Origin of the sequence: Moraxella sp. HMSC061H09 (assembly GCF_001809255.1) — a bacterium.
Classification (GTDB): Bacteria; Pseudomonadota; Gammaproteobacteria; order Pseudomonadales; family Moraxellaceae; genus Moraxella; species Moraxella catarrhalis.
Genome location: NZ_KV796860.1, coordinates 1 through 24,527, shown reverse-complemented (window position 1 = coordinate 24,527; position 24,527 = coordinate 1). Strand labels below are relative to the sequence as shown.

Sequence of the window (24,527 nt, the reverse complement as noted above, 5' to 3'; positions counted from 1 at the left end):
TTTAACATCTATATCCTTAATAGAGTTTACCCAACGGAGTTATGATGAAAACGAACATCAAATTGATTGGCCTATCTGTCGCTGCTGTTATCGCGCTAACTGCTTGTAGCAAAAAAGACGAACAATCTGCTGCAACTCAGCCAGAACCAGCTGCAACGACAGCAGCTCCAGCTGACGCTGCCCCAGCCGCTATGGAACAAGTTGCTATCAACATCACAGGTGCAGGTGCATCTTTCCCACAACCAATCTATGCCAAATGGTCAGCTGATTTCAAAGAAGCTACCAGCGGTCAAGTGAACTATCAATCAATCGGTTCATCAGGTGGTATCAAGCAAATCATCGCTAAAACTGTTGACTTCGGTGCTTCAGATGCGCCATTGACTGTGGATGAGCTAAATGCTGAAAACCTAATCCAGTTCCCAACAGTGATCGGCGGTGTTGTACCTGTGGTGAATATCGAAGGTATCGAAGCTGGCGCGCTTAAGCTAGATGGCGAAACTTTGGCAAATATCTACTTGGGTAAAGTGACGAAGTGGAACGACCCTTCGATTGTTGCACTTAACCCAGATTTGACACTGCCAGATGCTGACATCACCACAGTATTCCGTTCAGACGGTTCAGGCACGACCTTTAACTTCACTGACTACCTAAATAAAGTTTCAACTGACTGGGCAGGCTCAGTGGGTGTGGACAAAGCCATCAAATGGCCAACCGCTTCTTCAGGCGCTGCTGGTAAAGGTAACGAAGGTGTAGCAAGCTATGTTAGTCGCATCAAAAACTCAATCGGCTATGTAGAGTACGCCTACGCCAAGCAAAATGGTATGTCTCATGTAGCACTTAAAAACGCCGCTGGCAAATTTGTTCAGCCATCAGCTGACAGCTTCGCTGCTGCAGGTGACATCAATTGGTCAGCAGCACCTGGCTTTAACCAAGTGCTAACCAACTCAGAAACTGCAGGCGCTTGGCCAATCGCTGCCGCAACTTTCATCATCGTACACAAAAACCCAGAAAATCCTGAGCAAGTTGCTGGTGTTCTAAGATTCTTTGACTGGGCATACACCAATGGTGACCAAGCAGCGCTAGATCTTGACTATGTACCATTCAGCGACAAAGCGGTTGAGCTGTTCAAGGCAAGCTGGAACGAAGTGAAAGACTCAAGCGGTAATGCAGTTTATGCACAATAAGCTGCCCTATAAGCTGCGATGACTTCTTGAAATGTGGCTTGTCAGAATTGGCAAGCCCATTATTTCTTAAAATACAGCCAATTTAGCAAAATCAGGGGAATTCCCAAATGACCACCCAAAATTCCGCACTCGCCGCCAGACTCAGTCGCCAAAAGCGACTTGACGGTGCTTTTGTTTGGACAACCAAACTGTCTGCACTGCTTGTACTTTTAACTTTAGGCGGTATCATGCTGTCACTAGTCTTTGGTGCAATACCGAGTATTCGCGAATTTGGTTTAAATTTTTATACCAGCAGTAACTGGGATCCAGTCGCTGGTCAGTTCGGTGCGTTGGCACCAATTTATGGCACAATCGTTACCTCCATTATCGCGGTCGTGATTGCCGTGCCAGTCAGTTTTGGTATTGCTGTCTTTTTGACAGAACTTTGCCCAAACTTCCTAAAAAAGCCATTGGGTATCGCCATTGAGCTGCTGGCTGGTATTCCATCGATTATCTATGGTATGTGGGGTTTGTTTGTCTTTGCCCCTTGGTTCGGTGATACCGTGCAGCCATGGCTAATCAATCATTTGGCAGGACTGCCGATCATCGGTCAGATGTTTGTTGGTGCGCCTATTGGTATCGGTCTTTTCACAGCAGGTTTGGTACTTGCCATTATGATCATTCCATTCATCGCTGCGACCATGCGCGATGTGTTTTTGGTGGTGCCTGATTTGCTAAAAGAGTCAGCGTATGGCATGGGTGCGACTACTTGGGAAGTTGTTACCAAAGTTGTGCTGCCTTATACCAAAGCGGGTGTGGTCGGTGGTCTGATTTTGGGCTTGGGTCGTGCGCTTGGTGAGACCATGGCGGTGACTTTTTTGATTGGTAACACCTTTAATATCAATACAAGCCTATTTACTTCTGGGGTATCGATCACCTCAGCCTTGGCTAACGAATTTGCTGAAGCCTCAAGCGAGATGCACTTATCGTCGCTGCTACACTTAGGTTTGATTCTGTTTGTGATTAGTTTCATTGTATTATCAGCCTCTAAGCTTATGCTGATGAAGATCGACAAGCGAGTTGAAAAATAAGGATAATACCATGATTAATGAAAAAGCAAATTTTGCCAATCGCATCCATATACCAAAGTATCATCGCCGCCGTGCGGTGAGCCGCTTTGCGATGGGATTGACCGTTGTTGCGATGACTTTTGGTCTGTTTTGGTTGGCTTGGATTTTGGTGACATTATTTGCCCAAGGTATCCAAGGCTTGATGTCTATGCCTGTGTTTGGTATGGATACACCACCGCCGATGGTCGAAGGTGGTCTGCGTAACGCCATTGTCGGTTCAATCATGATTTCTTTTGCTGGTCTTGCGGTGGGTACACCGATTGGGATTTTAACGGGCGTGTACTTAGCAGAATTTGACCAAGGTGGCTGGCTTGGTCGTGCCACGCGCTTTATGAATGACATTTTGCTGTCAGCACCTTCTATTGTGATTGGTTTATTCGTATTTGCTTTGATGGTTCAAGGTCGCGGATTCTCAGGCTGGGCGGGCGTTGTTGCCTTGGCGGTGATTGTGATTCCTGTGGTGGTGCGTACCACAGAAAGCATGCTGCTACTTGTGCCCAATAACCTGCGCGAAGCAGGCTATGCACTAGGCACACCAAAATATAAATTGGTCAGCCACATTACCCTAAAATCCGCCAAAGCAGGTGTGATTACAGGCGTGCTGCTTGCTTTTGCTCGTATTGCTGGCGAAACTGCGCCGTTACTATTTACCGCGCTAAATAACCAATACTTTAGCACGGATATGTCTCAAGCGATGGCAAACTTACCAAATACCATCTATCAGTTTGCGATGAGTCCGTATGACAACTGGCATGCTTTGGCATGGGCAGCGGCGCTACTGATCACTTTTGCGGTATTACTGTTAAACATCATCGCTCGTGCTTTATCGTCCAAAGCGCATTAAGAGTCAATTGATCTTAGCCAACATAGCCAAAGTGTTTGAACAATTGCCAAATATAAGGAAAACTCAACATGAATACACTTAACCAAAGTCTAAATCCAACCATGAACACAGCGTTTACTAATAGCAATACTGATGACAAAACTCTAAGCCAAACTGCCGCCAAAGTACAAGTGCGTAATCTTGACTTTTATTATGGTGATTATAAGGCGCTCAAAAATATCAATTTAGATATTTTGGATAAAAAAGTTACGGCCTTCATCGGTCCATCAGGCTGTGGTAAATCAACGCTTTTGCGCACGCTAAACCGTATGTATGACCTGTACTCAGGTATGCGTGCAACAGGTGAGATTATCTTGGATAACCAAAATATCTTAGACAGCCGCGTCGATGTTAACTTGCTACGCGCGCGCGTTGGCATGGTGTTTCAAAAGCCAACCCCATTTGCTATGTCAATTTATGATAATGTGGCGTTTGGTGTGAAGTTATATGAAAATTTATCTAAATCTGAGCTTGACGATCGCGTTGAATGGGCACTTCAAAAATCTGCCCTATGGAATGAAGTAAAAGACAAGTTGAAAAAATCAGGTCTATCTTTATCAGGCGGTCAGCAGCAGCGTCTATGTATCGCTCGCAGTGTGGCGACGCGCCCTGAAGTGTTGCTACTTGATGAGCCGACATCAGCACTAGACCCCATATCAACAGGTGCGATCGAAGAGCTGATCCATGATCTAAAACAAGACTATACCATCGCAATCGTAACGCATAACATGCAGCAAGCGGTTCGCTGCTCTGACTTCACCGCTTATATGTATTTGGGCGATATGATTGAGATGGGCGAAACTAGCCAAATCTTCAACAATCCGCAAAATCAAGCAACGGCAGATTATATCGCTGGTCGTCACGGCTGATTGATCAAGCAAGATTCTCTGTCTTGGGCCCAAGCTTTGGTGGGGCGATCAAAGGTGTCGTATTTTGATCGATGTCTTCTTACTTTTATGAATTAATTAAAGTTTGTTAAACGAATTAAGCCATGATTTGTGGCTGTTATCGGACAATATTTATGTTACAATTTAACTCAGCCCTTACCCAAAAGCCTTATTCAATCTACCCAAAAGCCGTTTTAGGGAGTTCGTCATCTATGAATGCAAAAATCTTGGTTGTTGAAGATGAGCCTGCCATCAATGAGCTGATTGCAGGGACTTTAGATTTATCAGATTTTGATGTGGTTCAAGCCTATGACACCCAAGGTGCTTATGTGGCTGTGGTCGACGAAAAACCTGATTTGATTTTATTGGATTGGATGATGCCACATGGAGAGTCTGGGATTGATTTTGCGCGCAGACTCAAGAAAAACCCAGCAACCGCTGACATTCCTATCATTATGCTCACCGCCAAAGGTGAAGAAGATAATAAAGTTTATGGATTGGATGCTGGTGTTGATGATTATATTACCAAGCCTTTTAGTACTCGAGAATTGATCAGCCGAGTCAAGGCAGTGCTTCGTCGCACAGGCATCGACATGGGCAAAGAGCTGATGCAGGTGGGCAATTTATCCATCAACACAGCCAGTCAAAGAGTTATGGCAGGTGGTACTGAGATTACTATGAGTATTACCGAATACCGTCTGCTTTGCTTTTTTGTGACGCACTCAGAGCGAGCCTATACACGTGCTCAGATCCTAGATGCAGTGTGGGGTGGTAATGTTTATATTGATGAGCGTACGATAGATGTACATATTCGCCGTCTGCGTAAGCTGCTGGCACCTTATGGGGCAGATACACTGATTCAAACAGTACGTGGTACAGGTTATCGGTTTTCGGATAAATCATGATGAAATACTCTGCGGTCGATTTTGGTTTATTGGTAGAGAATTTGACCGATGGTATTGTGGTCATGGATATGAGTCGCTTGATAATTGAGTACATCAATCCTGCCGCCAAAAGCTTACTTGCCATCACCTCTAATGATACGCATGCTCCTATCTTGCCAAGTATGATATTTAAAAATAGCGTATTTAAAAAGCTTTATGATATTTATCAAGACCAAAGCTTGCCCAGTTCGTTTTACCAAAATCACCCTACAATTATAGGTAATGTCCTAAATCTAAGCTTGATGCGACTGGTTGATAATCGCTGTGCTGTCATCATCAAAGATTATACACACATGCAGCAGCTTGAGCAGATGCGGACAGACTTTGTGGGTAATGTATCGCATGAATTACGCACGCCTTTGACGGTGATTTTGGGTTATCTTGAAAATTTTACACTAACTGATGATATTAAACCTGCATGGATGCGTGGACTAAAACTCATGCACGAGCAAGCCATTCGCATGAATGACTTAATCAATGATTTACTTATGCTGTCACGCCTTGAAAGTGACGAAACCAAGCCAATGGCTGAGGTCAACATGCCACGCCTGTTGATGCAGGTGTTTGATCAAGCGTCTGCCAGCAATCAAGCTGGGCATCTGATTGATATTCATCTGGACACTGATAAAAATATTTTGGGCATTGAGGCTTATTTGTACAGTGCAATTATTAATTTGGTTTTAAATGCCATCAAATATACACCGTCAGGCGGCATGATTGATATCATCTATGAAGAAGATGATGGCGATGTACATCTGTCGGTGACGGATAATGGTATTGGGATTGGTGGCGAGCATCTTGGGCGGCTGACTGAGCGATTTTATCGGGTAGACAGTGGGCGTAGCCGTGCGACAGGTGGGACGGGGCTTGGACTTGCCATTGTTAAGCATGTGCTAAATAAGCATAACGCCCGCCTAGAAATCAGCTCAGAAGAAGGCGTCGGTTCTATGTTTCGTATCATCTTCCCTAAAATTCAAACCATCTCTACACAGACCTTGTCAACATAAGTGATATAATAGATGCCCCTATCAGATACCGAAAAATTAGCCGCTATCGATATCGGCTCAAATAGTATTCACTTGGCCATCGCTGAACGCCATGGCGATCAGCTCAGACGCATCGCTTCGATGAGCGAAAAAGTACAATTGGCGATGGGACTTGATGAATGCAATCACTTATCATCGGCTGTCATTGATCGTGGTATTGAATGCTTGACACGATTTGCAGGGCGTTTGGGTGATGTGAATAATTCTCGGTTGCGTGTCGTGGCGACCAATACACTAAGGCGTGCTGTCAATAGCCAAGAATTTATCGTGCGTGCTAATGATATTTTACCTGTGCATATTGAGATTATCTCAGGACGAGAAGAGGCACGGCTGATTTATTTGGGTGTATCGCACACTTGCCCAAGTCATCAGCAAAGGTTTGTGGTTGATATTGGTGGCGGCTCAACAGAGCTGATTATCGGCAAAAATCTAAATCCCATACTCACCGAAAGCACGCAAATGGGCGTTGCAGGTTTTACTCAGCAGTTTTTTGGAGATGGCAACATCAACGCACTGTCTTTTGAAAAGGCGATTTATGTCGCCCAAAAAGAAATCATTAAGTATGGCAGCCACTATAAAAAAACTGGTTTTGAGGAAGCTGTAGGATCATCGGGTACGATTAAGACCATCCAACAAGCAATCGCAGGGTTTGGGTTGGGTGATGAGATTACTTTGGCAGGCGTAGAGCAATTAAAATCGTCTTTGATTGCTTGTGGTCATATTGATGCCATCGATATGGCAGGTGTTAAGTCGCACCGCAAAGGCATCTTTCCTGCGGGTGTGGCGATCTTACTTGCGATCATGCGTGTATTTGGGATTCGCCTGCTTAGGCACTGTGATGGCGCGCTCAGAGAAGGCGTGATGTATGACATGTTATCACGCATGGATTTTCATGATGTGCGTGATGACTCGGTGGGGATGCTGATTGATCGATTTGGTGTCGATAAAAAACAAGCCAAGCGTGTCGCCAAGACGGCAGGCTCGCTGTTTAATCAGGTTCATAAACCCTTAGGCTTAGCGATAGAAGGTGAATACATGCTTAGGCGTGCAGCTTTATTACACGAAGTAGGGCTTGCCATTGGGCATAGTAGCTATCATAAGCATTCAAGCTATTTACTCAGGCATGCAGATATGGCGGGGTTTTCTCGTACTGATCAAGAAAAGTTGTCTTTGTTGGTTCGTTATCATCGCCGTACCATTAATGGGGATGATTGCGACCGAATTATCAAAAATGGGGGCAAGAGCTTGGTTTATTTGGCGCTTTTATTACGCTTATCTGTCGTTGCGAATCATGGGCGTTTTGAGATATCCAAACATCAGCTAAAACTTACCATTGATAATCATCACTGGCATGTGACCGTAAAAATCGACCGACCTGAACATCAGGCGTGCGTCATTGATATTCAAGATGAAGCGCATTGGTTTGCCAAATGGGGTATTTGTTTGACGGTATCAAGCGTTTGATGGATCATATTGATAAAATTTTATTATAAATCAGTAAGTTGGCATAAGATTTCAGTTTTTGACAAATAATTGCAAAATTTTTGCAAAAATGGCTTGACGGTATGTATTTTTCGTGTATAATACACATCCATACAGCAAATGATGATCAGCGGGAATAGCTCAGTTGGTAGAGCACGACCTTGCCAAGGTCGGGGTCGCGAGTTCGAATCTCGTTTCCCGCTCCAAATTTTAAAAAGTCCAAATCGAAAGATTTGGGCTTTTTTGTTGTTTAAATCAAGGGGTTGGAAAAATGTCATCTTGTATTACCATTTGACGACTTATAAGTATATGAGTATATACAAATTTCTGTGTGCCTAAATTGGATACCAAATTGTTAAAAATTAACACCAATTATATACGTTGAGATTTATTATAGACTTATTTTTAATCAGCCAAAGATCTATAAAAATAACATCTTTTATTGCCAAAGATGTTATTTTTAAGTTAATGAAATATTAATTAAAAATATCAATATTTGTCTTTAAAATGTTACTATTAGATGCAAAAACTATCTCACTATGCCTGCTTACTCCCATCTATTGTGCTTTTAAGCTTGCAAAATTTATGATCCTCTTTTCTTATGAACTAACTACTATTTTAGCAATATTGATTATTTCTAATTTGGAAGCCCTTTTTGTTTTGAACAGCACATTTTTATTTAGAATTCTTATCTTTTTCTAATTTTAGAAGGATTGATACAATGATTAATCTGTATAAATTTTTCAAATAAATGTCATTATTGCGTAACTAAAATTTAATATGAAAACACTATTCTTTCATTGTCTTAATATTGACTTTACCTAGGATAGTTATATGCAATTCTCCAAATCAATCCCTTTATTTTTTTTATTCTCTATACCCTTTCTCGCTAGCTGTGGTACCAACTCAAAAGATGCAGCCGAACAAGATGATAAAGCAGTCGCAACGCCTCAGCTTTCTGTAGAAGAGCTGATCGAAAAAGCCAAGTCGGAGGGTCGGGTCAACAGCGTGGGTATGCCAAACACATGGGCTAATTGGGAGGAAACTTGGAATGATATTAACACCGAGTTTGGTCTTTCTCACCAAGATACAGATATGAGCTCAGCTCAAGAAATTGCAAAGTTTCTAGCTGAAAAGGAAAATGCCACCGCAGACATTGGAGATGTTGGAGCATCATTTGCCCCTGTTGCAGTTGATAAAGGAGTAACCCAACCTTATAAGCCAAGCACTTGGGATCAAATACCTGAATGGGCAAAGGATAAAGATGGTCATTGGGTAATAGGTTATACAGGGGCAATTGCTTTTATAGCAGATAAGCAAAAAGTTAATAAAATTCCTACCAGTTGGGATGAGTTAAAGAGATCTAAATACAAAGTAACCATTGGCGATGTTTCAACTGCTAGCCAAGCAGTTAATGGTGTTTTGGCAGCAAATTACGCACTTGGTGGTACAGAAGCTGATTTAACCCCCGCTTTAGACTATTTTACCGATTTAGCTAAACAAAAACGTCTTGGCATGGCTGATCCCTCGGTAGCAAATTTAGAAAAAGGCGAGATTGAAGTTGCAGTAGTATGGGACTTTAATGGTTTGAATTATCGAGACCAGATTAATCGCGAACGCTTTGATGTGGTAATCCCTAGCGATGGGTCTGTACAGTCTGGCTATGCCACCATTATCAATAAGTATGCCAAAAATCCTCACGCTGCTATGTTAACGCGAGAGTATATACTCTCAGATAAGGGGCAATTAAATTTGGCTCGTGGATATGCTCGCCCTGTACGTATTGACCATCTTACAATTCCAAAAGACGTGCAATCAAGACTGCTACCTCAAAACCAATATATTAACGCCAGGCCTATTGCTGATGCTAAAGCGTGGGAAGAGAGTTCGGCAAAATTGCCTCAGCAGTGGCAAGAGAGAGTGCTTATACATCAACAATAATTACTGGCGTTGGTTCTGGTAAACTATTATCTGAACACCTAATTCAGCATATGTTAAAAAGTTAAGAAAATGAAAAATACTAATAAGGTTATATTGGTTGTATTAGATGGGTTAAATGCCGATGTTGGTTTAACATGTATGGGCTTTTTGCAGGCTTTGTGTGAACAACACAAAGCCAAAGCTTATAAATTGCAGTGTGAACTACCCTCTTTGTCGCGCCCCTTGTATGAGTGTATTTTAACAGGTGTGCGCCCAACAGATAGCGGCATTTATCACAACCAAATCAATCGTTTGTCTAAAGAAAAAAGTGTTTTCAATTATTGCATTCAATCAAATAAAGTGACAGCCGCCGCCGCTTATTATTGGATTAGTGAATTATATAACCGCAGTCCATTTCAAGCAGCTTTTGATAGACATACTAATGATTCAAGTCTACCTATCCAGTTTGGCCATTTTTATTATGATGATGCTTACCCAGACTCCCATTTATTTGACGATGCAGACCATTTGCGCAAAATCTACCGACCAGATTTTTTACTGGTACATTCTATGAATATAGATGATGCGGGACATAGATTTGGTCTAAATAGTATGCAATATCGCAATGCCGCACGTAGAGCAGATATGCTTTTATCAAATTATATTAATCTTTGGTTGGATGATGGGTATCAAATAATTGTAACCTCGGATCATGGTATGAACAATGATCTATCTCATGGTGGCAATTTAATAGAAGAAAGAGAAGTGCCTTTTTATACTATCGGTGATAGATTTACCAATAAGAATATGGATGAGCCAATTCAACAAACTGAGATTTGTGGAACAATCTGCACTTTACTTAAGGTGGAGCATGATAAAACGGTTTGTAGGAATTTATTAAAATGATAGCCAAATTCTTTAGGTCTAGGTCTGAGCAAACCACAAATGTGATCTTAGTCAAGTACCCAAATAGTGGATTTGCTGACAATGCCCTGAAAGGTCTTGGAGAGTATTTAGCACTGCTCCCCTTTGTTGTATTGGTAGTAATGTTTATTTTATTGCCCTTAGGTCTAATTATTTTTAATGCTTTTTATAATGAGTATGGTGAGTTTGGTTTTGGGAATTTCTCAAAGATATTTAATAGCGAATTTTATTTACAGGCTTTGGTGCTTTCCTTAAAGATTAGTTTATATAGCAGCTTGATTGGTATTATTATTGGGTTTCAGGGCGCCTATTCTCTATATGCAATCAAAGATTCAGCACTGGGGAGAGCTTTAATTTCTCTAAACACATTGCTGAGTAACTTTAGCGGTGTTCCTTTGGCATTTGCAATGATGATTATTTTTGGCTCTAGTGGGGTAATTACTTTAATATTATCAAGATTCGGGATAAATGATCTAATAGATATTTATTCATTTAAGGGTATATTATTAAGCTATGCATATTTTCAAATTCCTGTAGCTATACTATTACTATTCCCAGCAATTTCTGGCCTGAAAAGAGAATGGCAAGAAAGTGCTGCCTTGTTGGGTGCTAGTACGCGTCAATATTTTTTTAAAGTTGGATTGCCTGTTTTATCACCTGCTATTTTAGGTACGTTTATTATTTTATTTGCTAATGCACTTGGTGCCTATGCAACTGCCTATGCACTTACATCTGGCAGCTTTAATATCTTGCCAATACGTATTGCTGCCATGATTGCAGGAAATTTAACTTTAGAGCCTAATATGGCGGCGGCATTAGCCTTAATATTGGTAGGATTAATGCTGATTATAACTTTTGTTCATCAGTATTTACTTAGCCGCTACAAAATTGACTAAATATGGAAGCTGGTAATGTCTAAGCGTTTATCATATAAAAATGACTATCGGCTAGAAAAAGCCCCATTAAGCATTAAGCAGTATTTTCATCTAATCTTTTTAATTGCCCTGATTTCATTGATGATGATTCCTGTTGTGGCAACAGGCGTTTATGCGGTTTCTGGCGATTGGTCACAGTCCATATTGCCCGAATCATGGACTATAAAGTGGTTGCTTGAAATTTGGACTCAAGAAAGATTTTTGTGGGCCTGTTTTTACTCGCTAGTGCTCTGTATTGGCAGTGCTATATTAAGTATTATTTTAATTTTTCCTGTATTGCTTATTGTACACACTAGCAAACCACAATGGCAACGTTGGATTAATTTTATACTGATACTACCGTTTACCGTTCCACCAATCGTAGCATCAATTAGTATTTTGGATCTATATTCTGGCATACTTGGTAGCAAAATCGGTACAACGTTTATTCTTATTGGTTGTTATTTCACAATTGTACTCCCTTTTGTATACCGATCTTTGGATAATAATTTTAGAGCAATCGGGGTAAAAGATTTGATTGAATCTGCCAATTTGCTAGGTGCATCGACACCACAGATAATTGCTTATATTCTACTACCAAATCTAAAGCCAGGGTTTATAGTGGCCTTCTTTATCTCTATAGCGTTTTTAATAGGTGAATTTGTTTATGTAAACATTTTAATAGGTGGCCATTTTGAAACAATTCAAACTTATTTATTTAACTTAAAAAACCAATCCGGACATTTAAGTAGTGCTGTAGTAATCTCTTATTTTTGTATTCTAATCATTATTACAGCTTTCATAAATGGATTCAGCAATTCGCAAATAATGAGAAAAAAATGAGCTATATTCAAATAAACAATGCACATAAGTCTTTCGGTTCATTGACCGTTATAGATGATTTGAATTTAAATGTAGAAAAGGGTAGTTTAGTTACCTTGCTTGGTCCTTCAGGCTGCGGCAAGTCAACTTTGTTACGTTGTATTGCCGGTCTGGAAACATTGAATCAGGGTTCAATTATATTAAACAATCAAGATATTACCTATTTAAAACCCCAGAAACGCCGTATTGCCATGGTATTTCAAAATTATGCTCTCTTCCCCAACATGACAGTGGCAGATAATGTAGAGTTTGGATTAAAGATTAAAAAAGTCTCTCTTGAAGAAAGACTGACTAAAGTCAAAGACGTGCTTGATTTGGTTGAGTTAACTTCTTTTGCTCAGCAAAAACCAGAATCTTTATCTGGTGGACAAAAACAGCGTGTTGCACTGGCTAGAGCATTAGTTATGGAGCCAGATTTGCTTTTGTTAGATGAGCCATTATCCGCTCTAGATGCCAAACTACGTAAAAGTTTACGCATGCAAATTAAGCGCATTCAAAAAGAATTGGGATTAACTACACTTTTTGTTACTCATGATCAAGATGAAGCTTTAGCGATGTCAGACGAGGTGGTCTTGCTTAATAAGGGCAAGATTGAGCAACATTCCACGCCAGACACACTATATACTCAGCCTAACAATAGGTTTACTGCGGGGTTTATAGGACATTACAATATAGGATATTTTGAATCAGTAAAATCCAAATCTGCCAAGCAACTTTCGATGATGGCAATAAGACCTGAAACTATATTGTTAGATACGGATGATGGAGATATTCCAGGGGTTATTCTTGAAAGAACTTTGACTGGGGGAGTGGTGCGTTACCAAGTCAGAACAGATTATGGTGATATATTTGATGTTGATGTACTGAACCATGGCAAAATTAGCCAATTAAAAGTCAATTGCAAGGTTTTTTTAATAATCAAAGATGAACAAGTGATCAACCTAGATAGTTAATTTTCTACCTTAGGATACAAAACACTAGCTACTAAAATGCATCATTAACCTAAGGATTGCTTCAAGGTATAAAATGATTACTCACAGAGACTCTCAGATAAAAACCCTGGCTTTGTTTGATTTAGACCACACTTTAATTGATGTTGATAGTGATTATATGTGGGGTCAATATATTGTCGAAGAGAAATTGGTGGCAGATGATGATTATGGAATAACCAATCGACAATTTTACGAAAATTATATTGATGGAACACTTGACGCAACTTTATATAATGAATTCGTAGCTCGATTCCTAAGATCCAAAACTATGCCAGTCCTTCTACAGCTGCGTAATAACTTTATTGATAAGAAAATTAAACCTGCTATGCGTCCTAAGGGTATTGTCGCTATAAATAACCACTTAAGATTAGGGCATGAAGTTGTCATAACCTCTGCTACAAATAGTTTTTTAGTGCCTGCAATTGCAGAATTGTTTGGAATACACTCTAAGAATACACTATCCACACCTTTGCAAATCCAAAAAGATCTTTTCACTGGCTTTTTAACCGACAGACCAAACTTTAAAGACGGTAAGCTTTACCATATAAATAAATGGCTTAAAAATATGGAACGAGAGAATTTATATTTTGAAGGTACTTATGCTTACTCAGATTCAAAAAATGATATTCCTTTACTTGAATGGTCTGATAACCCTGTTTGCATCACACCTGATGAAGTTTTAGCCAAGCATGCATTAACAAGAAATTGGCCAATTGAAAACTGGTCTGTCAGATAACAATGTGCTCTCTCAGCTGCAGTTGCTATAAGTAGATAGCAAAACACATAGATTATTTGCAATCTATAATTTCAGCGAAAGCTTGAGGTAATTTAGATCTGCTAAAATATCACCGAATGCGGCCAGTCCCACTGTCACAAATATTGTTTGTACTATTCTACTAAAATTTTGTTCCATTATTATTGAAAGCAAGAAAATCTAATGATATGCATAGCTATCATTAAGATTAATGCCAGATATTGGGGATGTCTTATATTTAGATTTTAAGATACCGATCCAAGAATGATTTGAACAGCCATATATTAGGTTGAAATCGCCTGCTGCATATAATTTTTAAGCAACAAGATCGCATCACTGTTATCGACATGAAAATTTAATTTCCTGCGGTCACAAAGCGATAGTAATTATATTTTATATTTTTGCATATCCATACAATCAAAAGGTAAATTCAAAGCCCAATGCTGCCATTGTGTTTATATATCATCATTTGCCCCCATATATGGATCAGATGTCCAAAACTGTCAAACAGGATTTTGGCGGAACGATCATAAAAAGAAGGTAAAATGATGACTGATTTATCCATTTTAGACTTATCCCCATTTCGTCAGGGCGAAACCTTTGCTCAGGCAGTGGATAATACCGTGGCACTGGCTCAGCATGCCGAAAAATTAGGGCTGAGCCGTTTTTGGATTGCCGAACACCACAATATGCCATATTTGGCAAGCTCTGCGACCAGTCTGCTTATTCAGCGTGTATTGGATAAAACGGCACACATTCGTGTCGGCTCAGGTGGTGTTATGCTGCCCAATCACTCACCTTTTGTGGTAGCAGAGTACTATGGGACATTGGCGAGCCTATATTCTAATCGAGTGGATTTAGGGCTTGGTCGTGCACCTGGTACAGATCCTGAGACTGCACGCGCCATCCGTCGTAATCATGATGATTTTGCGATGAGTTTTCCAAATGATATCAAAGAGTTGCAATTTTATTTTGGTGATGATGCAGATAGTAATAAAGTGCGTGCTTATCCTGCCAAAGGTCTAAAAGTGCCGCTTTATATCTTAGGTTCTAGTACCGAAAGTGCGTATTTGGCGGCTCAAATGGGCCTGCCATATGCATTTGCCTCACACTTTGCACCACGCTTTTTAACGCAAGCGGTACAGATTTATCGTAATCACTTTCAGCCATCAGCAGTGCTTGATACGCCTAAGGTCATCGTTGGCGTAAACGCATTTGTTGCAGATACCGATGCTGAAGCTGAGTTTTTGGCTAGCACAAGTTTACAGTTTTTCTTAAATATAGTAACAGGTCAGCGTAGCGGTATGAAGCCACCAGCGACAGACATCGCTGCCCATATCCCAGCGCATATTGTACAGATGGCTGATAGTATGATGTCGTGTCGCTTGCTTGGTTCTCCTAAGACAGTCGCAGAACAGCTCGAACAATTACAAAGCCAAGTTCAAGCCGATGAACTGATGGCAGTCAGCTATATTTATGATGTCCAAAAACAGCATGATTCTTATGAGCTATTATCTGATATTGTCAAAAATTTTAAATAGCTTTAAATAGATTGGCTTAAATAATTTTTGGTATGCTGAATGAAAATAAATAGCTAAATAAAAATAGGCACTTTTAACCTAAGATAAAAAGTGCCTATTTTCCCAAAGATGGAGTTAACCAATCTGTTTGGTGCCAAAGATTTTATCACCAGCATCACCAAGACCTGGAATGATGTAGCCGTTTTCATTAAGATGACTGTCTAAAGCGGCGGTATAAATTTTGACATCGGGGTGTGCCTTATTGACTAAGCGTACGCCTTCAGGTGCTGCGACCAATACCAATGCTTTGATGTTAGTGCAGCCATGTTTTTTAAGCATATCAATCGTAGCGACCATACTGCCCCCTGTTGCCAACATCGGATCCAAAATTAATGCAGGGCGACGGTCAATGTCACTGACAAATTTCTCAAAAAAAGGCACAGGTTCTAGTGTCATTTCATCTCGCTGAAGTCCAACGACAGAGATTTTGGCAGTTGGTAATAGATCAAGTACACCATCAAGCATGCCCAAGCCTGCGCGTAAAATTGGTACAATGGTGACAGTTTTACCTTTAATCTGCTCGCCTGTAATTTCACCACACCAGCCTTGCATGCTAAAGCTTTCAATCTCAAAATCACGGCTCGCTTCGTACGCCATCAGTCGCCCAAGCTCATTGGTTAGCGTGCGAAATTTATAAGTGCTGGTTTCTTTTTCACGCATGAGCGACAGTTTATGACGGACAAGCGGGTGATCAATGACATGAATATTTAAAGAAGTGGTCATAATAGTACCTTAATTGAGAAGATTTGCCACGGTTTAATGATTGAAATGTCTGGCGATACCGTGCATGATAGCAATTTTTTGCCATCATTGCACTGGCTTTTGTCTTGAAAATTTGAGCAAAAACCACTCACAAAACCCTTGATCCACTTGCTAAAATCTTTGGCGATAGCGCGCTTTGGCTATTTATTAAGTAACAGATCGCCTGTTTTAATCCAGCCTTTTTTGTCGCATAGCTTGGCAAATATCCAAGTTAATATTGCAGGTAGAATGACATGAAAGCTGATGATAAGTAGCCAAGTCATGGGGCTGATACCCATGGCGTCAAGTGTGCCAATCTGACCGACAAAGCCTGATGTACCCATGCCTGCACCTGAAGGGATATTGACCATACCAAAAATCGCTGTCGCAAAGGGAGCAAGTACAGCACCTGCTAAAGTGGGTGGTAGCCAGATTTTAGGGTTTTTTAGGATATTGGGTACCTGAATCATGCTAGTACCCAGCCCACATGCTATCGCACCACCGATACCATTGTCTCGATAGCTCATCACCGCAAAACCGATCATTTGTGCCGCACAACCGACTGTTGCCGCCCCTGCTGCCAAACCGCCAAGCCCAAGACTGATGGCGATCGCTGCACTTGAGATGGGTAGAGTTAACATCAGTCCCATCGCAATTGCCACAATAATACTCATCACAATCGGCGATAAATCTACCGCCCACATGATCAACTGCCCAAGGCTTATCATCAATTGGTCAATGGCAGGACTGATAAATCCTGCGACCGCCATACCGATAATCAGCGTTGTTGCAGGTGTGACGATGATGTCTAAAGGTGTCATACGGTGGACAAATTTTCCAAACTCTGCACCAATTAATGCTGCTATGAATGCACCGATAGGACCGCCCATCGCCGCCCCTGCAAAGCCTGTTGTGATTGAGGTGAATAACACCAATGGCGGTGCTTTAAGTGCATAGGCCACACCAGCACCAATGGCCGCTCCCATTAGGCTTTGTGCTTGTTTGCCAATCTCAACCAACCATGGTAAATCAAGCCATGTACCCAAATTTTTGATAATCAAACCCAAAATCAGCGATGAAAATAAGCCAAGTGCCATAAAGTTAAGCGCTTCGATACCATAACGCTGCCAAGAGATCACAATATTTTGGCGTTCAAGATGTGCTTTAAAAGAAAATTTGGTCATAAGATGGTCTTAAGTTGATAAAAATCCACGCCTAAAAATTGTTTTGTGGCGTTCATGACAGGTCAGTCAAAACTATTATTATAATTCAAAATTTATGCCAAAGTGATGAAAATTTGATCGAGTATGGTGCGGTTGGTTGATTATTTTTGGCTGAATTTTTTGAGAGATTTTTAAGTATTTACTATCATTGAAATACTCAAAAAGCGATAAAATTTCTGCTAAAATAGGACGCCTAAGCTCAATGATCATACCCAAAGTAGATTTATGAATACCCAAACTTCTTTTTTTAATGATACCTCTAAAAATAATCCTAGTAAAGCCAATGATCAAATTATCGCTCAAATGCGTGCCTTAATTAAGCTGCTAAAGCGTCACAATCATGCGTATTATGTGATGGATGCACCAACGATTTCAGATGGTGAATATGATGGTCTGCGTCGCACATTAATGATGCTTGAGCAGCAGCATCCCAATTTGATACAACCTGATAGCCCGATTAATACGGTCGGTGGTGAGCCGCTGCCTTTTTTTACACAAGTGGCTCATGAAGTGCCGATGCTATCACTGGGCAATGTATTTAATGCTGATGATTTGTCAGGGTTTTTGCGTCGTGCCAATGAGCGATTGGGTATCGCCATTGATGAGTATGAAATGGAACTAAAACTTGATGGCTTGGCGGTATCATTAAAGTATCAAAATGGTCAATTCGCCCAAGCTGTCACTCGAGGCGATGGGCAGGTGGGCGAGGATATCACGCATAATGTCAGAACCATTCGTAATTTACCACTGACTTTGACAGGATGTGAGCAAATCAAACAGCTTGAGATTCGAGGTGAGGTGTTGATGCCCAAAGCAGGTTTTGAAAAATTAAATCGTGAAAGCATCGCACAAGGGATCAAGACTTTTGCCAATCCTCGCAATGCTGCTGCAGGTTCGCTAAGGCAGTTAAATGCTGCCATCGCCGCCGCGCGTCCGTTGGCATTTTTTGGATACTCAGTGAATGATGGATTGCCTGATGGTATCACCACGCAGTCAGGTGCAATGCAGTGGCTTGGTCAGCTTGGGTTTGAGATAGCACCTTTTAAGGTTGCCAAGAGTCTTGATGAGATTCAAGCATTTTATGCCCATGTCATCAAAACTCGTAGCCAGCTACCGTTTGAAATCGATGGTTTGGTGATTAAGGTGAATGATCTAAATTTACAGGCACGGTTAGGGTTCTTAAGCCGTGAACCACGCTGGGCAACAGCTTACAAATTTCCCGCCGAAACTGTGCCCACACGACTCATAGATGTAGAGTGGCAAGTAGGGCGTACAGGGACTTTGACACCTGTGGGCAGACTTGAGCCGATAACTGTGGGCGGTGTTACGGTCAGTAATGTGACTTTGCATAATTTTGGTGAGATTGAGCGTCTTGGGGTGATGGTTGGAGATGTGGTCAATGTGCATCGAGCAGGTGATGTCATTCCTAAGGTATCTGGCGTTATTGGTGAGCTACGCCCTACCGATGCCAAACCTATCCTCCTGCCAACGGTTTGCCCAGTTTGTCAATCACCGATTAGCTTACCAGAAGGTGAGGCGTTGGCAAGATGTACTGGTGGGCTATACTGTGCCGCACAGCAGCAAGAAGCATTGATTCATTTTGTCTCTCGCCGTGCCATGGATATTGATGGTTTGGGCAGTCAGTGGCTGATTAAGTTTTTTGAAATGGGGCTTGTTCAGACGGTGGCAGATATTTACAAACTCCACAAGCAGGCTGAGTATTTAATAACGCTAGAGGGTATGGGTGATAAATCAGTCACCAAAATGCTATCGGCTATTGAAAAATCAAAACAGACCACCTTACCTCGTTTTATTTTTGCTTTGGGAATTCGTGGTGTTGGCGAAAGTACAGCATTGTCATTGGCGCAGCAGTTTGGGGAATTACAGTCGATCATTGAGGCAGATTTACAAGCACTACAAGCTGTACCTGATATTGGTGAGATAACTGCCCAATCAATTTATGATTTTTTTCGGGCATCGCATAATATTGAGGTTGTGCAGGCACTGATTGAGGCTGGTGTTTCTTGGCAAGCAATGGATACGCCTGACAAATCATCATTGCCATTGACTGGAGAGACTTGGGTGGTGACTGGTACTTTAGGCAGTATGGGGCGTGATGAAGCCAAAGATAAGCTCATTGCCTTGGGTGCAAAAGTTGCTGGTAGTGTTTCAGCAAAGACCACACGGCTACTTGCTGGTGAAAAAGCAGGTAGTAAGCTTGAAAAAGCCCAAAAACTTGGCGTTACAGTCGTTTTAGAAGATGAATTTTTGGCACTGATTGCTTTATATAATCAGGTATAAAAATGCGTTGGATAAATAACCCCCAAACTCTGTCTATCCTTGGGCTTTTAATTGGGTGTATCCTGTTTGGCATGGGCAGCTTAATTGTGGCGTATGTCGATGTTGGTGCCTATGCAATGTCATTTTGGAGATTGGCAATTTCATCGGTAGTTTTTGTGCTGCTTGCACGGCTATTTCGCCAAAAGTTTCCCCAATCAAGATCTGCTTTGATTTATGCGTTACTTGCAGGTGCAGCGCTTGGACTTGATTTGGCACTATGGCATGAGAGCATTCATGCAGTAGGTCCTGGCATTTCCACATTGCTAAATAGTTTACAAATTTTCTTTTTAACCTTCATTGGGTTTTATTTTTTTGCTGAGCATCAAAAACTGATACAGCTTGTTAGTCTAATACTGGCGGTTATGGGTGTGGTGCTAATTGCCAGCCCTGAGTTTGGGCATAATATGCAGGCAGGTTGGGGCTTTATCACAGGTATTATTTCAGGTGCTTGCCTTGCAATTTCTTTGACTTGGGTTCGGCAAGTGCATTATCATGAACCAACACCACTATTTAGCTTGATGGCTTTGGTGGGTTTGGGCGGTGCGATCGTGATGTTGCCTTTGATGCTATGGCTGGATCAAGATCACATTTTACCTAAAACACCACATGAACTTGGCTGGATATTGGTCTATGGCACAGTCATGCAGTGCTTGGCATTTGGTGCGATTACTTTTAGTATCCCACGCCTAAGCTTGGCGGTGACAGGGCTTTTATTATTATCAGAGCCTGTGGCGGCATTGGTGCTGGATTATTTTTGGTTAAATAAAACCATCACTTTAATACAGTGGCTAGGTGCAATACTGACCATGTTCGCCATTTATTTGGGTTCAGTCAAGGTTAGACACTGATTTAATTATTATAAAACCTTTGGTAATTCATCGGTTTATTGGGAGTTTTGAGCTGATACAATCTCAATGGGCAGCTCCAAGCCCTCAGCAAATTTATCAGAGATAATATAGCTGTGCCGCTCATTGACAATATTGGGCGTTACTTGAATGATTAGTGCAGGGTTGCTGCCATCACGGAATTGATGAGCGATATATCGATTACCAAGCTGATCAACAATTTTACCAAGTACTTCAGGGCTTGCCATAGATAATGCCATGGAATGTTGTGCTTGTTTGGCACTGATATTAAAGGCATTGGCATAATTCATCACAGGTTCACTATCAATTAAAAAAGGATAGTTAAAATCTTGTAAGTTGGCTTTCTTGGTTTTAGTATCAATATAAGACCAATTAAGCTTAGCTTTACCATCAGCGGTAGTGATCAGTTGAGGGCTTTGTATCTCTTGAGTGTCACTTGTGTCAAGTTCATTGAATAAACTTTCAAACTCATGAGCGTTTTGGCGTGCATTTTTTGGGTCATCGCTTAACGCAGTATTTGTTTTGGCGTGATCGCTGATGGGTTGTAGATTTTGCTCAACAGTATTATCTTGACAGCCAATTAAAATGACAGCCGTCAGAAAGATGAATGGTTTTATGCGTGATATTGTGATCATATGAATCATCCAAATAGATTTTTGCATCAAATTGACCAAATTTTAAGTAGTTTGGTTTGTCTCAAGATTACAGCTGATTTTTAAAGCCTCGCTGCTTATCGCGTGCAAAATCTCGTTCTTTGAGCGTTGCTCTTTTATCATGCAGTTTTTTACCCTTTGCCAAAGCAATTTCACATTTCACCCGACCATGTTTCCAATAACAAGATAAGGCAACCACGGCATAACCTTTTTGATTGACCATGCCATAAAGCTTATCAATTTCACGCCGATTGAGTAACAGCTTGCGTGTGCGGATATTATCTGGATTAATGTGTGTTGAGCTGGTTAATAGTGGCTGAATATGTGCACCAAATAAAAATGCTTCATTATTTTTAAAAATGACATAGCTTTCGGTGATTGACATTTTACCTGCACGAATCGATTTGACCTCCCAGCCTTCAAGCACTAAACCTGCCTCATAGGTTTCTTCGATGAAATATTCATGTCGTGCTTTTTTATTGGCACAAATTTGATTACTTGGTTTTTTTGCCATAATTTGTCCTTGCTTCTATTATTTTTACGATTGCCAAAGCAATGTCTTGGTTTGGGCATAGTATAACAAAAATTATTCAGTTATTCATCTGACATCAATTATAGTTAGTTTAACTAAATTTTATGAGTGATTATTTTAAAATATAACATACTCAAGCTAACCGATTGTACAATATTTAAATAATTTGCTAATATACAAAGTTTAAGATGAATGCATGCATGATGGACAGCTAAGATTTAACCATTTCAACTAAGATTTTGATGAATTTTAAGGAAAAAATATGCTAAATAGTCAACCCACCCTAAAAACATTGCTTGAACATCGCTCAATTCGTAAATATACAGATGAGCCGATTGATGACAAAGTGTTGACAGCAATACTAGAAGCAGGGCGTGCAGTTTCAACCTCAAGCTTTTTACAGGCTGCCAGTATCATTCGTGTGGTGGATAAAAATAAGCGTACCCAGTTACGCCAAATTTCATGCGATATGAGCGAAGAAGAATACCAAAAAGCACTTGCTGATGGCAAGCGTTTGGGTCATGCTTATGTTGAGGATTGTGCTGAATATTTGGTTTTTTGTATGGATAGTTACCGCCATAATCAGCTTGCTAAGGTGCAGACAGATTGGACGGAGGTCATGATCATCGGAGCGATTGATGCAGCATTAATGGCACAAAATATTCTAGCAGCTGCAGAGAGTTTGGGGCTTGGTGGCGTGTATATTGGTAGTTTGCGTAATGACATTCGCCGTGCAGGTGAGATTTTAGGTTTGCCAAAGCATGTTGTACCTTTATTTGGGCTTTGCTTGGGGCATCCAGATATGTCCTCTAAAATTAATCAATCTCAGCGTCCACGCTTACCACTGGATGTGTTGGTTTCAACCGATACTTATCAAATACCAGATGAAAGTACGCTGACCAAATATAATGAGGTGGTGCGTGAATATTATCAAGGACGCAGATTGGATTTGGATTGGGCGGCACAAATCACTGCAACCTTTGGCGATGAAGTGCGTCCATTTATGCTCAACTACTTGCAAGATCAAGGCTTTGCCAAACGATGATTGACCAAATTTATCACACTTTTGATGATTTATGGTTTAATCAATAAAGGTGGATAAGTTCTGCCTTTATATTTTTATATTTAAAAATCAACCATATTTAAAAGTCAACAAAATTTTGTTACTATAGACATTTTGTTTTGTAATCAAAAGGCGTATCGCCATGACAACCACTCCTAGAAAAGTTCTTTATCCGGGTACTTTTGATCCCATAACCAATGGGCACATTGATTTGGTGACTCGTGCGCTTAAGTTATTTGACGAGGTGGTCATTGCCGTGGCATTTGCACATCATAAAAAGCCAATATTTGATTTTGATGAGCGTGTGGCATTGGTGGAGCAATATTTTGGGAACAATCCTAAAGTGTCGGTGGTGGGTTTTGAGGGGTTGTTGGTTGAATTTGCCAAAGAGCAAGGTGTAAGTGCGGTACTCCGAGGTTTGCGTGCAGTCAGTGATTTTGAGTATGAATTTGGGCTTGCCAATATGAATCGAAGTTTGGATGATGATTTTGAAGCAGTTTTTTTAACGCCATCTCAGGAGTACTCATTTATTTCATCAACTTTGGTGCGTGAGGTTGCAAAACTTGGTGGTGATGTTAGTAAATTTGTTCCTGAATCTGTATTAATAGCATTTGAGCAAAAATTTAATATAAAATAGGCAGTATTATGGCATTAAAAATCACCGAAGAATGTATTAACTGCGATGTTTGCGAACCAGTTTGCCCTAATGAAGCCATCTCTGCAGGCGATGATATTTATGTGATCAATCCAGCCTTATGTACCGAATGCGTTGGGCATTACGACACACCGCAGTGTGTGGATATTTGTCCTGTAGACTGCATTCCTAAAGACCCAAAATTTCCAGAGACCGAAGATGAGCTGCTGGTAAAATATCAAAAACTTACCTCTGATTTATAAAATGTGTTATAATGATAACTTGGCAGACTAGACAATCGCTGGCACAATTGTGCGGGAGGAAAGTCCGGGCTACATAGGGCAATGTGCTAGCTAACAGCTAGGGGGCGAAAGCCTACGACCAGTGCAGCAGAGAATAGACCGCCTATTAAATAGGTAAGGGTGAAACGGTGGGGTAAGAGCCCACCGCGTGACTGGCGACAGCTCACGGCAAGGTAAACTCCACATGTAGCAAGACCAAATAGGAACTCAATGGGTTGCCCGCTCAGAGTTCGGGTAGGTTGCTTGAGCATATCAGCAATGATATGCCTAGATGAATGATTGTCCACGACAGAACTCGGCTTATCGGTCTGCCTTTACTTTTCTAATATTTGCATGATTATTTGATTTTATATGATCATTAGCTTTTACTATGATTGATTGATAAAATTTTAAAATTTTTTGATTTTATCGTTGACAAGCCAAAACTTTATGCTATAATTTGCGACCTGTAACGGCGATGTAGCTCAGCTGGTTAGAGCGCACGACTCATAATCGTGAGGTCAAGAGTTCAAGTCTCTTCATCGCCACCAAATATATTATAAAAATTAATGCTTGACATATAATTTTAATGAGTTATAATATTATCCTTACTCTAGCGAGTAAGAATTTTTCTAAAATTTAAAGTTTTAGAAAAACAAACAAAAAACCGCTTGACTTTAAAACATTCCATGT

General features: G+C 40.8%; 23 protein-coding genes, 2 tRNA genes and 1 other RNA gene. 22 read left to right on the top strand and 4 right to left on the bottom strand.

Annotated features, from left to right (window positions below):
• Positions 1-44: 44 nt before the first annotated feature.
• The 15 genes from pstS (at position 45) to HMPREF2573_RS08335 (ending at position 15,462) form a co-directional block, all read left to right on the top strand.
• Entirely contained in the window at positions 45-1,184 is a 1,140-nt protein-coding gene (gene pstS / locus HMPREF2573_RS08405) for a phosphate ABC transporter substrate-binding protein PstS (RefSeq protein WP_070473182.1), read from the top strand.
• Positions 1,185-1,291: 107 nt separating this feature from the next.
• Positions 1,292-2,254 (top strand): phosphate ABC transporter permease subunit PstC, encoded by a 963-nt coding sequence (pstC, locus tag HMPREF2573_RS08400; protein WP_003657367.1) that lies wholly within the window; start codon positions 1,292-1,294, stop codon positions 2,252-2,254.
• A 10-nt stretch (positions 2,255-2,264) separates the two neighbouring features.
• On the top strand, positions 2,265-3,137 hold the full coding sequence (pstA, locus tag HMPREF2573_RS08395) for a phosphate ABC transporter permease PstA (RefSeq protein ID WP_003657368.1): 873 nt from the start codon (positions 2,265-2,267) through the stop codon (positions 3,135-3,137).
• A gap of 101 nt (positions 3,138-3,238) precedes the next feature.
• The gene (gene pstB / locus HMPREF2573_RS08390) at positions 3,239-4,045 is read left to right on the top strand and encodes a phosphate ABC transporter ATP-binding protein PstB (RefSeq protein WP_003657370.1); all 807 of its coding nucleotides are present in this window, start codon (positions 3,239-3,241) and stop codon (positions 4,043-4,045) included.
• 230 nt (positions 4,046-4,275) lie between these two features.
• Positions 4,276-4,968 (top strand): phosphate regulon transcriptional regulator PhoB, encoded by a 693-nt coding sequence (gene phoB, locus HMPREF2573_RS08385; RefSeq protein ID WP_070473180.1) that lies wholly within the window; start codon positions 4,276-4,278, stop codon positions 4,966-4,968.
• Positions 4,965-6,014 (top strand): phosphate regulon sensor histidine kinase PhoR, encoded by a 1,050-nt coding sequence (gene phoR, locus HMPREF2573_RS08380; protein WP_003674348.1) that lies wholly within the window; start codon positions 4,965-4,967, stop codon positions 6,012-6,014. The genes phoB and phoR overlap by 4 nt, the downstream gene beginning before the upstream one ends.
• A gap of 12 nt (positions 6,015-6,026) precedes the next feature.
• Positions 6,027-7,517, top strand: a complete 1,491-nt coding sequence (locus HMPREF2573_RS08375) for a Ppx/GppA phosphatase family protein (protein WP_070473177.1) — start codon at positions 6,027-6,029, stop codon at positions 7,515-7,517.
• Between the two features lie 148 nt (positions 7,518-7,665).
• Positions 7,666-7,741, top strand: a tRNA-Gly gene (locus HMPREF2573_RS08370).
• A 628-nt stretch (positions 7,742-8,369) separates the two neighbouring features.
• A complete protein-coding gene (locus HMPREF2573_RS08365) occupies positions 8,370-9,476 on the top strand; it encodes an ABC transporter substrate-binding protein (RefSeq protein WP_003663609.1) in 1,107 nt (368 codons plus the stop codon).
• A gap of 69 nt (positions 9,477-9,545) precedes the next feature.
• A complete protein-coding gene (locus HMPREF2573_RS08360; RefSeq protein WP_070473174.1) occupies positions 9,546-10,361 on the top strand; it encodes an alkaline phosphatase family protein in 816 nt (271 codons plus the stop codon).
• Complete coding sequence (locus HMPREF2573_RS08355) at positions 10,358-11,275, top strand: ABC transporter permease (RefSeq protein ID WP_003660507.1); 918 nt, start codon at positions 10,358-10,360, stop codon at positions 11,273-11,275. Before HMPREF2573_RS08360 ends, HMPREF2573_RS08355 begins: the two co-directional genes overlap by 4 nt.
• 15 nt (positions 11,276-11,290) lie before the next feature.
• Positions 11,291-12,136, top strand: coding sequence for an ABC transporter permease (locus HMPREF2573_RS08350; RefSeq protein ID WP_003657380.1), 846 nt, complete (start codon positions 11,291-11,293; stop codon positions 12,134-12,136).
• A complete protein-coding gene (locus HMPREF2573_RS08345) occupies positions 12,133-13,128 on the top strand; it encodes an ABC transporter ATP-binding protein (protein ID WP_003660511.1) in 996 nt (331 codons plus the stop codon). Before HMPREF2573_RS08350 ends, HMPREF2573_RS08345 begins: the two co-directional genes overlap by 4 nt.
• A gap of 73 nt (positions 13,129-13,201) precedes the next feature.
• A complete protein-coding gene (locus HMPREF2573_RS08340; protein WP_003657382.1) occupies positions 13,202-13,903 on the top strand; it encodes an HAD family hydrolase in 702 nt (233 codons plus the stop codon).
• 566 nt (positions 13,904-14,469) lie between these two features.
• Positions 14,470-15,462, top strand: a complete 993-nt coding sequence (locus tag HMPREF2573_RS08335; protein ID WP_003663614.1) for an LLM class flavin-dependent oxidoreductase — start codon at positions 14,470-14,472, stop codon at positions 15,460-15,462.
• A gap of 114 nt (positions 15,463-15,576) precedes the next feature.
• Here the strand turns inward: HMPREF2573_RS08335 and upp are convergent, their stop codons facing one another.
• Both upp and HMPREF2573_RS08325 read right to left on the bottom strand, forming a co-directional pair.
• Complete coding sequence (gene upp, locus HMPREF2573_RS08330) at positions 15,577-16,224, bottom strand: uracil phosphoribosyltransferase (protein ID WP_003657385.1); 648 nt, start codon at positions 16,222-16,224, stop codon at positions 15,577-15,579.
• Positions 16,225-16,403: 179 nt separating this feature from the next.
• The gene (locus tag HMPREF2573_RS08325) at positions 16,404-17,426 is read right to left on the bottom strand and encodes a PTS sugar transporter subunit IIC (RefSeq protein ID WP_003657386.1); all 1,023 of its coding nucleotides are present in this window, start codon (positions 17,424-17,426) and stop codon (positions 16,404-16,406) included.
• Between the two features lie 264 nt (positions 17,427-17,690).
• Between HMPREF2573_RS08325 and ligA the strand changes: the two genes are divergently transcribed.
• Together ligA and HMPREF2573_RS08310 are read left to right on the top strand one after the other, a co-directional pair.
• A complete protein-coding gene (gene ligA, locus HMPREF2573_RS08315) occupies positions 17,691-19,766 on the top strand; it encodes an NAD-dependent DNA ligase LigA (protein WP_003673388.1) in 2,076 nt (691 codons plus the stop codon).
• 2 nt (positions 19,767-19,768) lie between these two features.
• The gene (locus tag HMPREF2573_RS08310; protein WP_003657390.1) at positions 19,769-20,653 is read left to right on the top strand and encodes a DMT family transporter; all 885 of its coding nucleotides are present in this window, start codon (positions 19,769-19,771) and stop codon (positions 20,651-20,653) included.
• 35 nt (positions 20,654-20,688) lie between these two features.
• Here HMPREF2573_RS08310 and HMPREF2573_RS08305 read toward each other — a convergent pair whose 3' ends face one another.
• The gene (locus tag HMPREF2573_RS08305; protein WP_003660524.1) at positions 20,689-21,306 is read right to left on the bottom strand and encodes a hypothetical protein; all 618 of its coding nucleotides are present in this window, start codon (positions 21,304-21,306) and stop codon (positions 20,689-20,691) included.
• A gap of 67 nt (positions 21,307-21,373) precedes the next feature.
• Entirely contained in the window at positions 21,374-21,838 is a 465-nt protein-coding gene (gene smpB / locus HMPREF2573_RS08300; protein ID WP_003660526.1) for an SsrA-binding protein SmpB, read from the bottom strand.
• Between the two features lie 280 nt (positions 21,839-22,118).
• Here smpB and nfsA point away from each other — a divergent pair, with 280 nt between their 5' ends.
• From nfsA to HMPREF2573_RS08275, 5 genes are all read left to right on the top strand, one after another.
• Positions 22,119-22,901: an oxygen-insensitive NADPH nitroreductase gene (gene nfsA, locus HMPREF2573_RS08295; protein WP_070473170.1), complete on the top strand. Its 783-nt coding sequence runs from the start codon at positions 22,119-22,121 to the stop codon at positions 22,899-22,901.
• Between the two features lie 160 nt (positions 22,902-23,061).
• The gene (gene coaD / locus HMPREF2573_RS08290) at positions 23,062-23,556 is read left to right on the top strand and encodes a pantetheine-phosphate adenylyltransferase (RefSeq protein WP_003657396.1); all 495 of its coding nucleotides are present in this window, start codon (positions 23,062-23,064) and stop codon (positions 23,554-23,556) included.
• Between the two features lie 8 nt (positions 23,557-23,564).
• Complete coding sequence (locus HMPREF2573_RS08285; RefSeq protein ID WP_003657397.1) at positions 23,565-23,816, top strand: YfhL family 4Fe-4S dicluster ferredoxin; 252 nt, start codon at positions 23,565-23,567, stop codon at positions 23,814-23,816.
• 19 nt (positions 23,817-23,835) lie between these two features.
• An RNA gene (rnpB, locus tag HMPREF2573_RS08280) (RNase P RNA component class A) lies at positions 23,836-24,174 on the top strand.
• A 134-nt stretch (positions 24,175-24,308) separates the two neighbouring features.
• Positions 24,309-24,385: transfer RNA gene (locus tag HMPREF2573_RS08275), tRNA-Met, on the top strand.
• The last annotated feature ends 142 nt before the right edge of the window (positions 24,386-24,527 follow it).

Bases quoted from the DNA above. Each gene is read 5' to 3' on its own strand.
- pstS (WP_070473182.1), top strand. From the start codon at position 45: ATGAAAACGAACATCAAATTGATTGGCCTATCTGTCGCTGCTGTTATC.
- HMPREF2573_RS08285 (WP_003657397.1), top strand. From the start codon at position 23,565: ATGGCATTAAAAATCACCGAAGAATGTATTAACTGCGATGTTTGCGAA.
- HMPREF2573_RS08325 (WP_003657386.1), bottom strand. From the start codon at position 17,426: ATGACCAAATTTTCTTTTAAAGCACATCTTGAACGCCAAAATATTGTG.
- smpB (WP_003660526.1), bottom strand. From the start codon at position 21,838: ATGGCAAAAAAACCAAGTAATCAAATTTGTGCCAATAAAAAAGCACGA.
- pstA (WP_003657368.1), top strand. From the start codon at position 2,265: ATGATTAATGAAAAAGCAAATTTTGCCAATCGCATCCATATACCAAAG.
- HMPREF2573_RS08310 (WP_003657390.1), top strand. From the start codon at position 19,769: ATGCGTTGGATAAATAACCCCCAAACTCTGTCTATCCTTGGGCTTTTA.
- pstB (WP_003657370.1), top strand. From the start codon at position 3,239: ATGAACACAGCGTTTACTAATAGCAATACTGATGACAAAACTCTAAGC.
- coaD (WP_003657396.1), top strand. From the start codon at position 23,062: ATGACAACCACTCCTAGAAAAGTTCTTTATCCGGGTACTTTTGATCCC.
- HMPREF2573_RS08340 (WP_003657382.1), top strand. From the start codon at position 13,202: ATGATTACTCACAGAGACTCTCAGATAAAAACCCTGGCTTTGTTTGAT.
- HMPREF2573_RS08365 (WP_003663609.1), top strand. From the start codon at position 8,370: ATGCAATTCTCCAAATCAATCCCTTTATTTTTTTTATTCTCTATACCC.
- ligA (WP_003673388.1), top strand. From the start codon at position 17,691: ATGAATACCCAAACTTCTTTTTTTAATGATACCTCTAAAAATAATCCT.
- upp (WP_003657385.1), bottom strand. From the start codon at position 16,224: ATGACCACTTCTTTAAATATTCATGTCATTGATCACCCGCTTGTCCGT.
- HMPREF2573_RS08345 (WP_003660511.1), top strand. From the start codon at position 12,133: ATGAGCTATATTCAAATAAACAATGCACATAAGTCTTTCGGTTCATTG.
- pstC (WP_003657367.1), top strand. From the start codon at position 1,292: ATGACCACCCAAAATTCCGCACTCGCCGCCAGACTCAGTCGCCAAAAG.
- phoR (WP_003674348.1), top strand. From the start codon at position 4,965: ATGATGAAATACTCTGCGGTCGATTTTGGTTTATTGGTAGAGAATTTG.
- HMPREF2573_RS08360 (WP_070473174.1), top strand. From the start codon at position 9,546: ATGAAAAATACTAATAAGGTTATATTGGTTGTATTAGATGGGTTAAAT.
- nfsA (WP_070473170.1), top strand. From the start codon at position 22,119: ATGCTAAATAGTCAACCCACCCTAAAAACATTGCTTGAACATCGCTCA.
- HMPREF2573_RS08350 (WP_003657380.1), top strand. From the start codon at position 11,291: ATGTCTAAGCGTTTATCATATAAAAATGACTATCGGCTAGAAAAAGCC.
- HMPREF2573_RS08335 (WP_003663614.1), top strand. From the start codon at position 14,470: ATGACTGATTTATCCATTTTAGACTTATCCCCATTTCGTCAGGGCGAA.
- HMPREF2573_RS08355 (WP_003660507.1), top strand. From the start codon at position 10,358: ATGATAGCCAAATTCTTTAGGTCTAGGTCTGAGCAAACCACAAATGTG.
- HMPREF2573_RS08375 (WP_070473177.1), top strand. From the start codon at position 6,027: ATGCCCCTATCAGATACCGAAAAATTAGCCGCTATCGATATCGGCTCA.
- HMPREF2573_RS08305 (WP_003660524.1), bottom strand. From the start codon at position 21,306: ATGATCACAATATCACGCATAAAACCATTCATCTTTCTGACGGCTGTC.
- phoB (WP_070473180.1), top strand. From the start codon at position 4,276: ATGAATGCAAAAATCTTGGTTGTTGAAGATGAGCCTGCCATCAATGAG.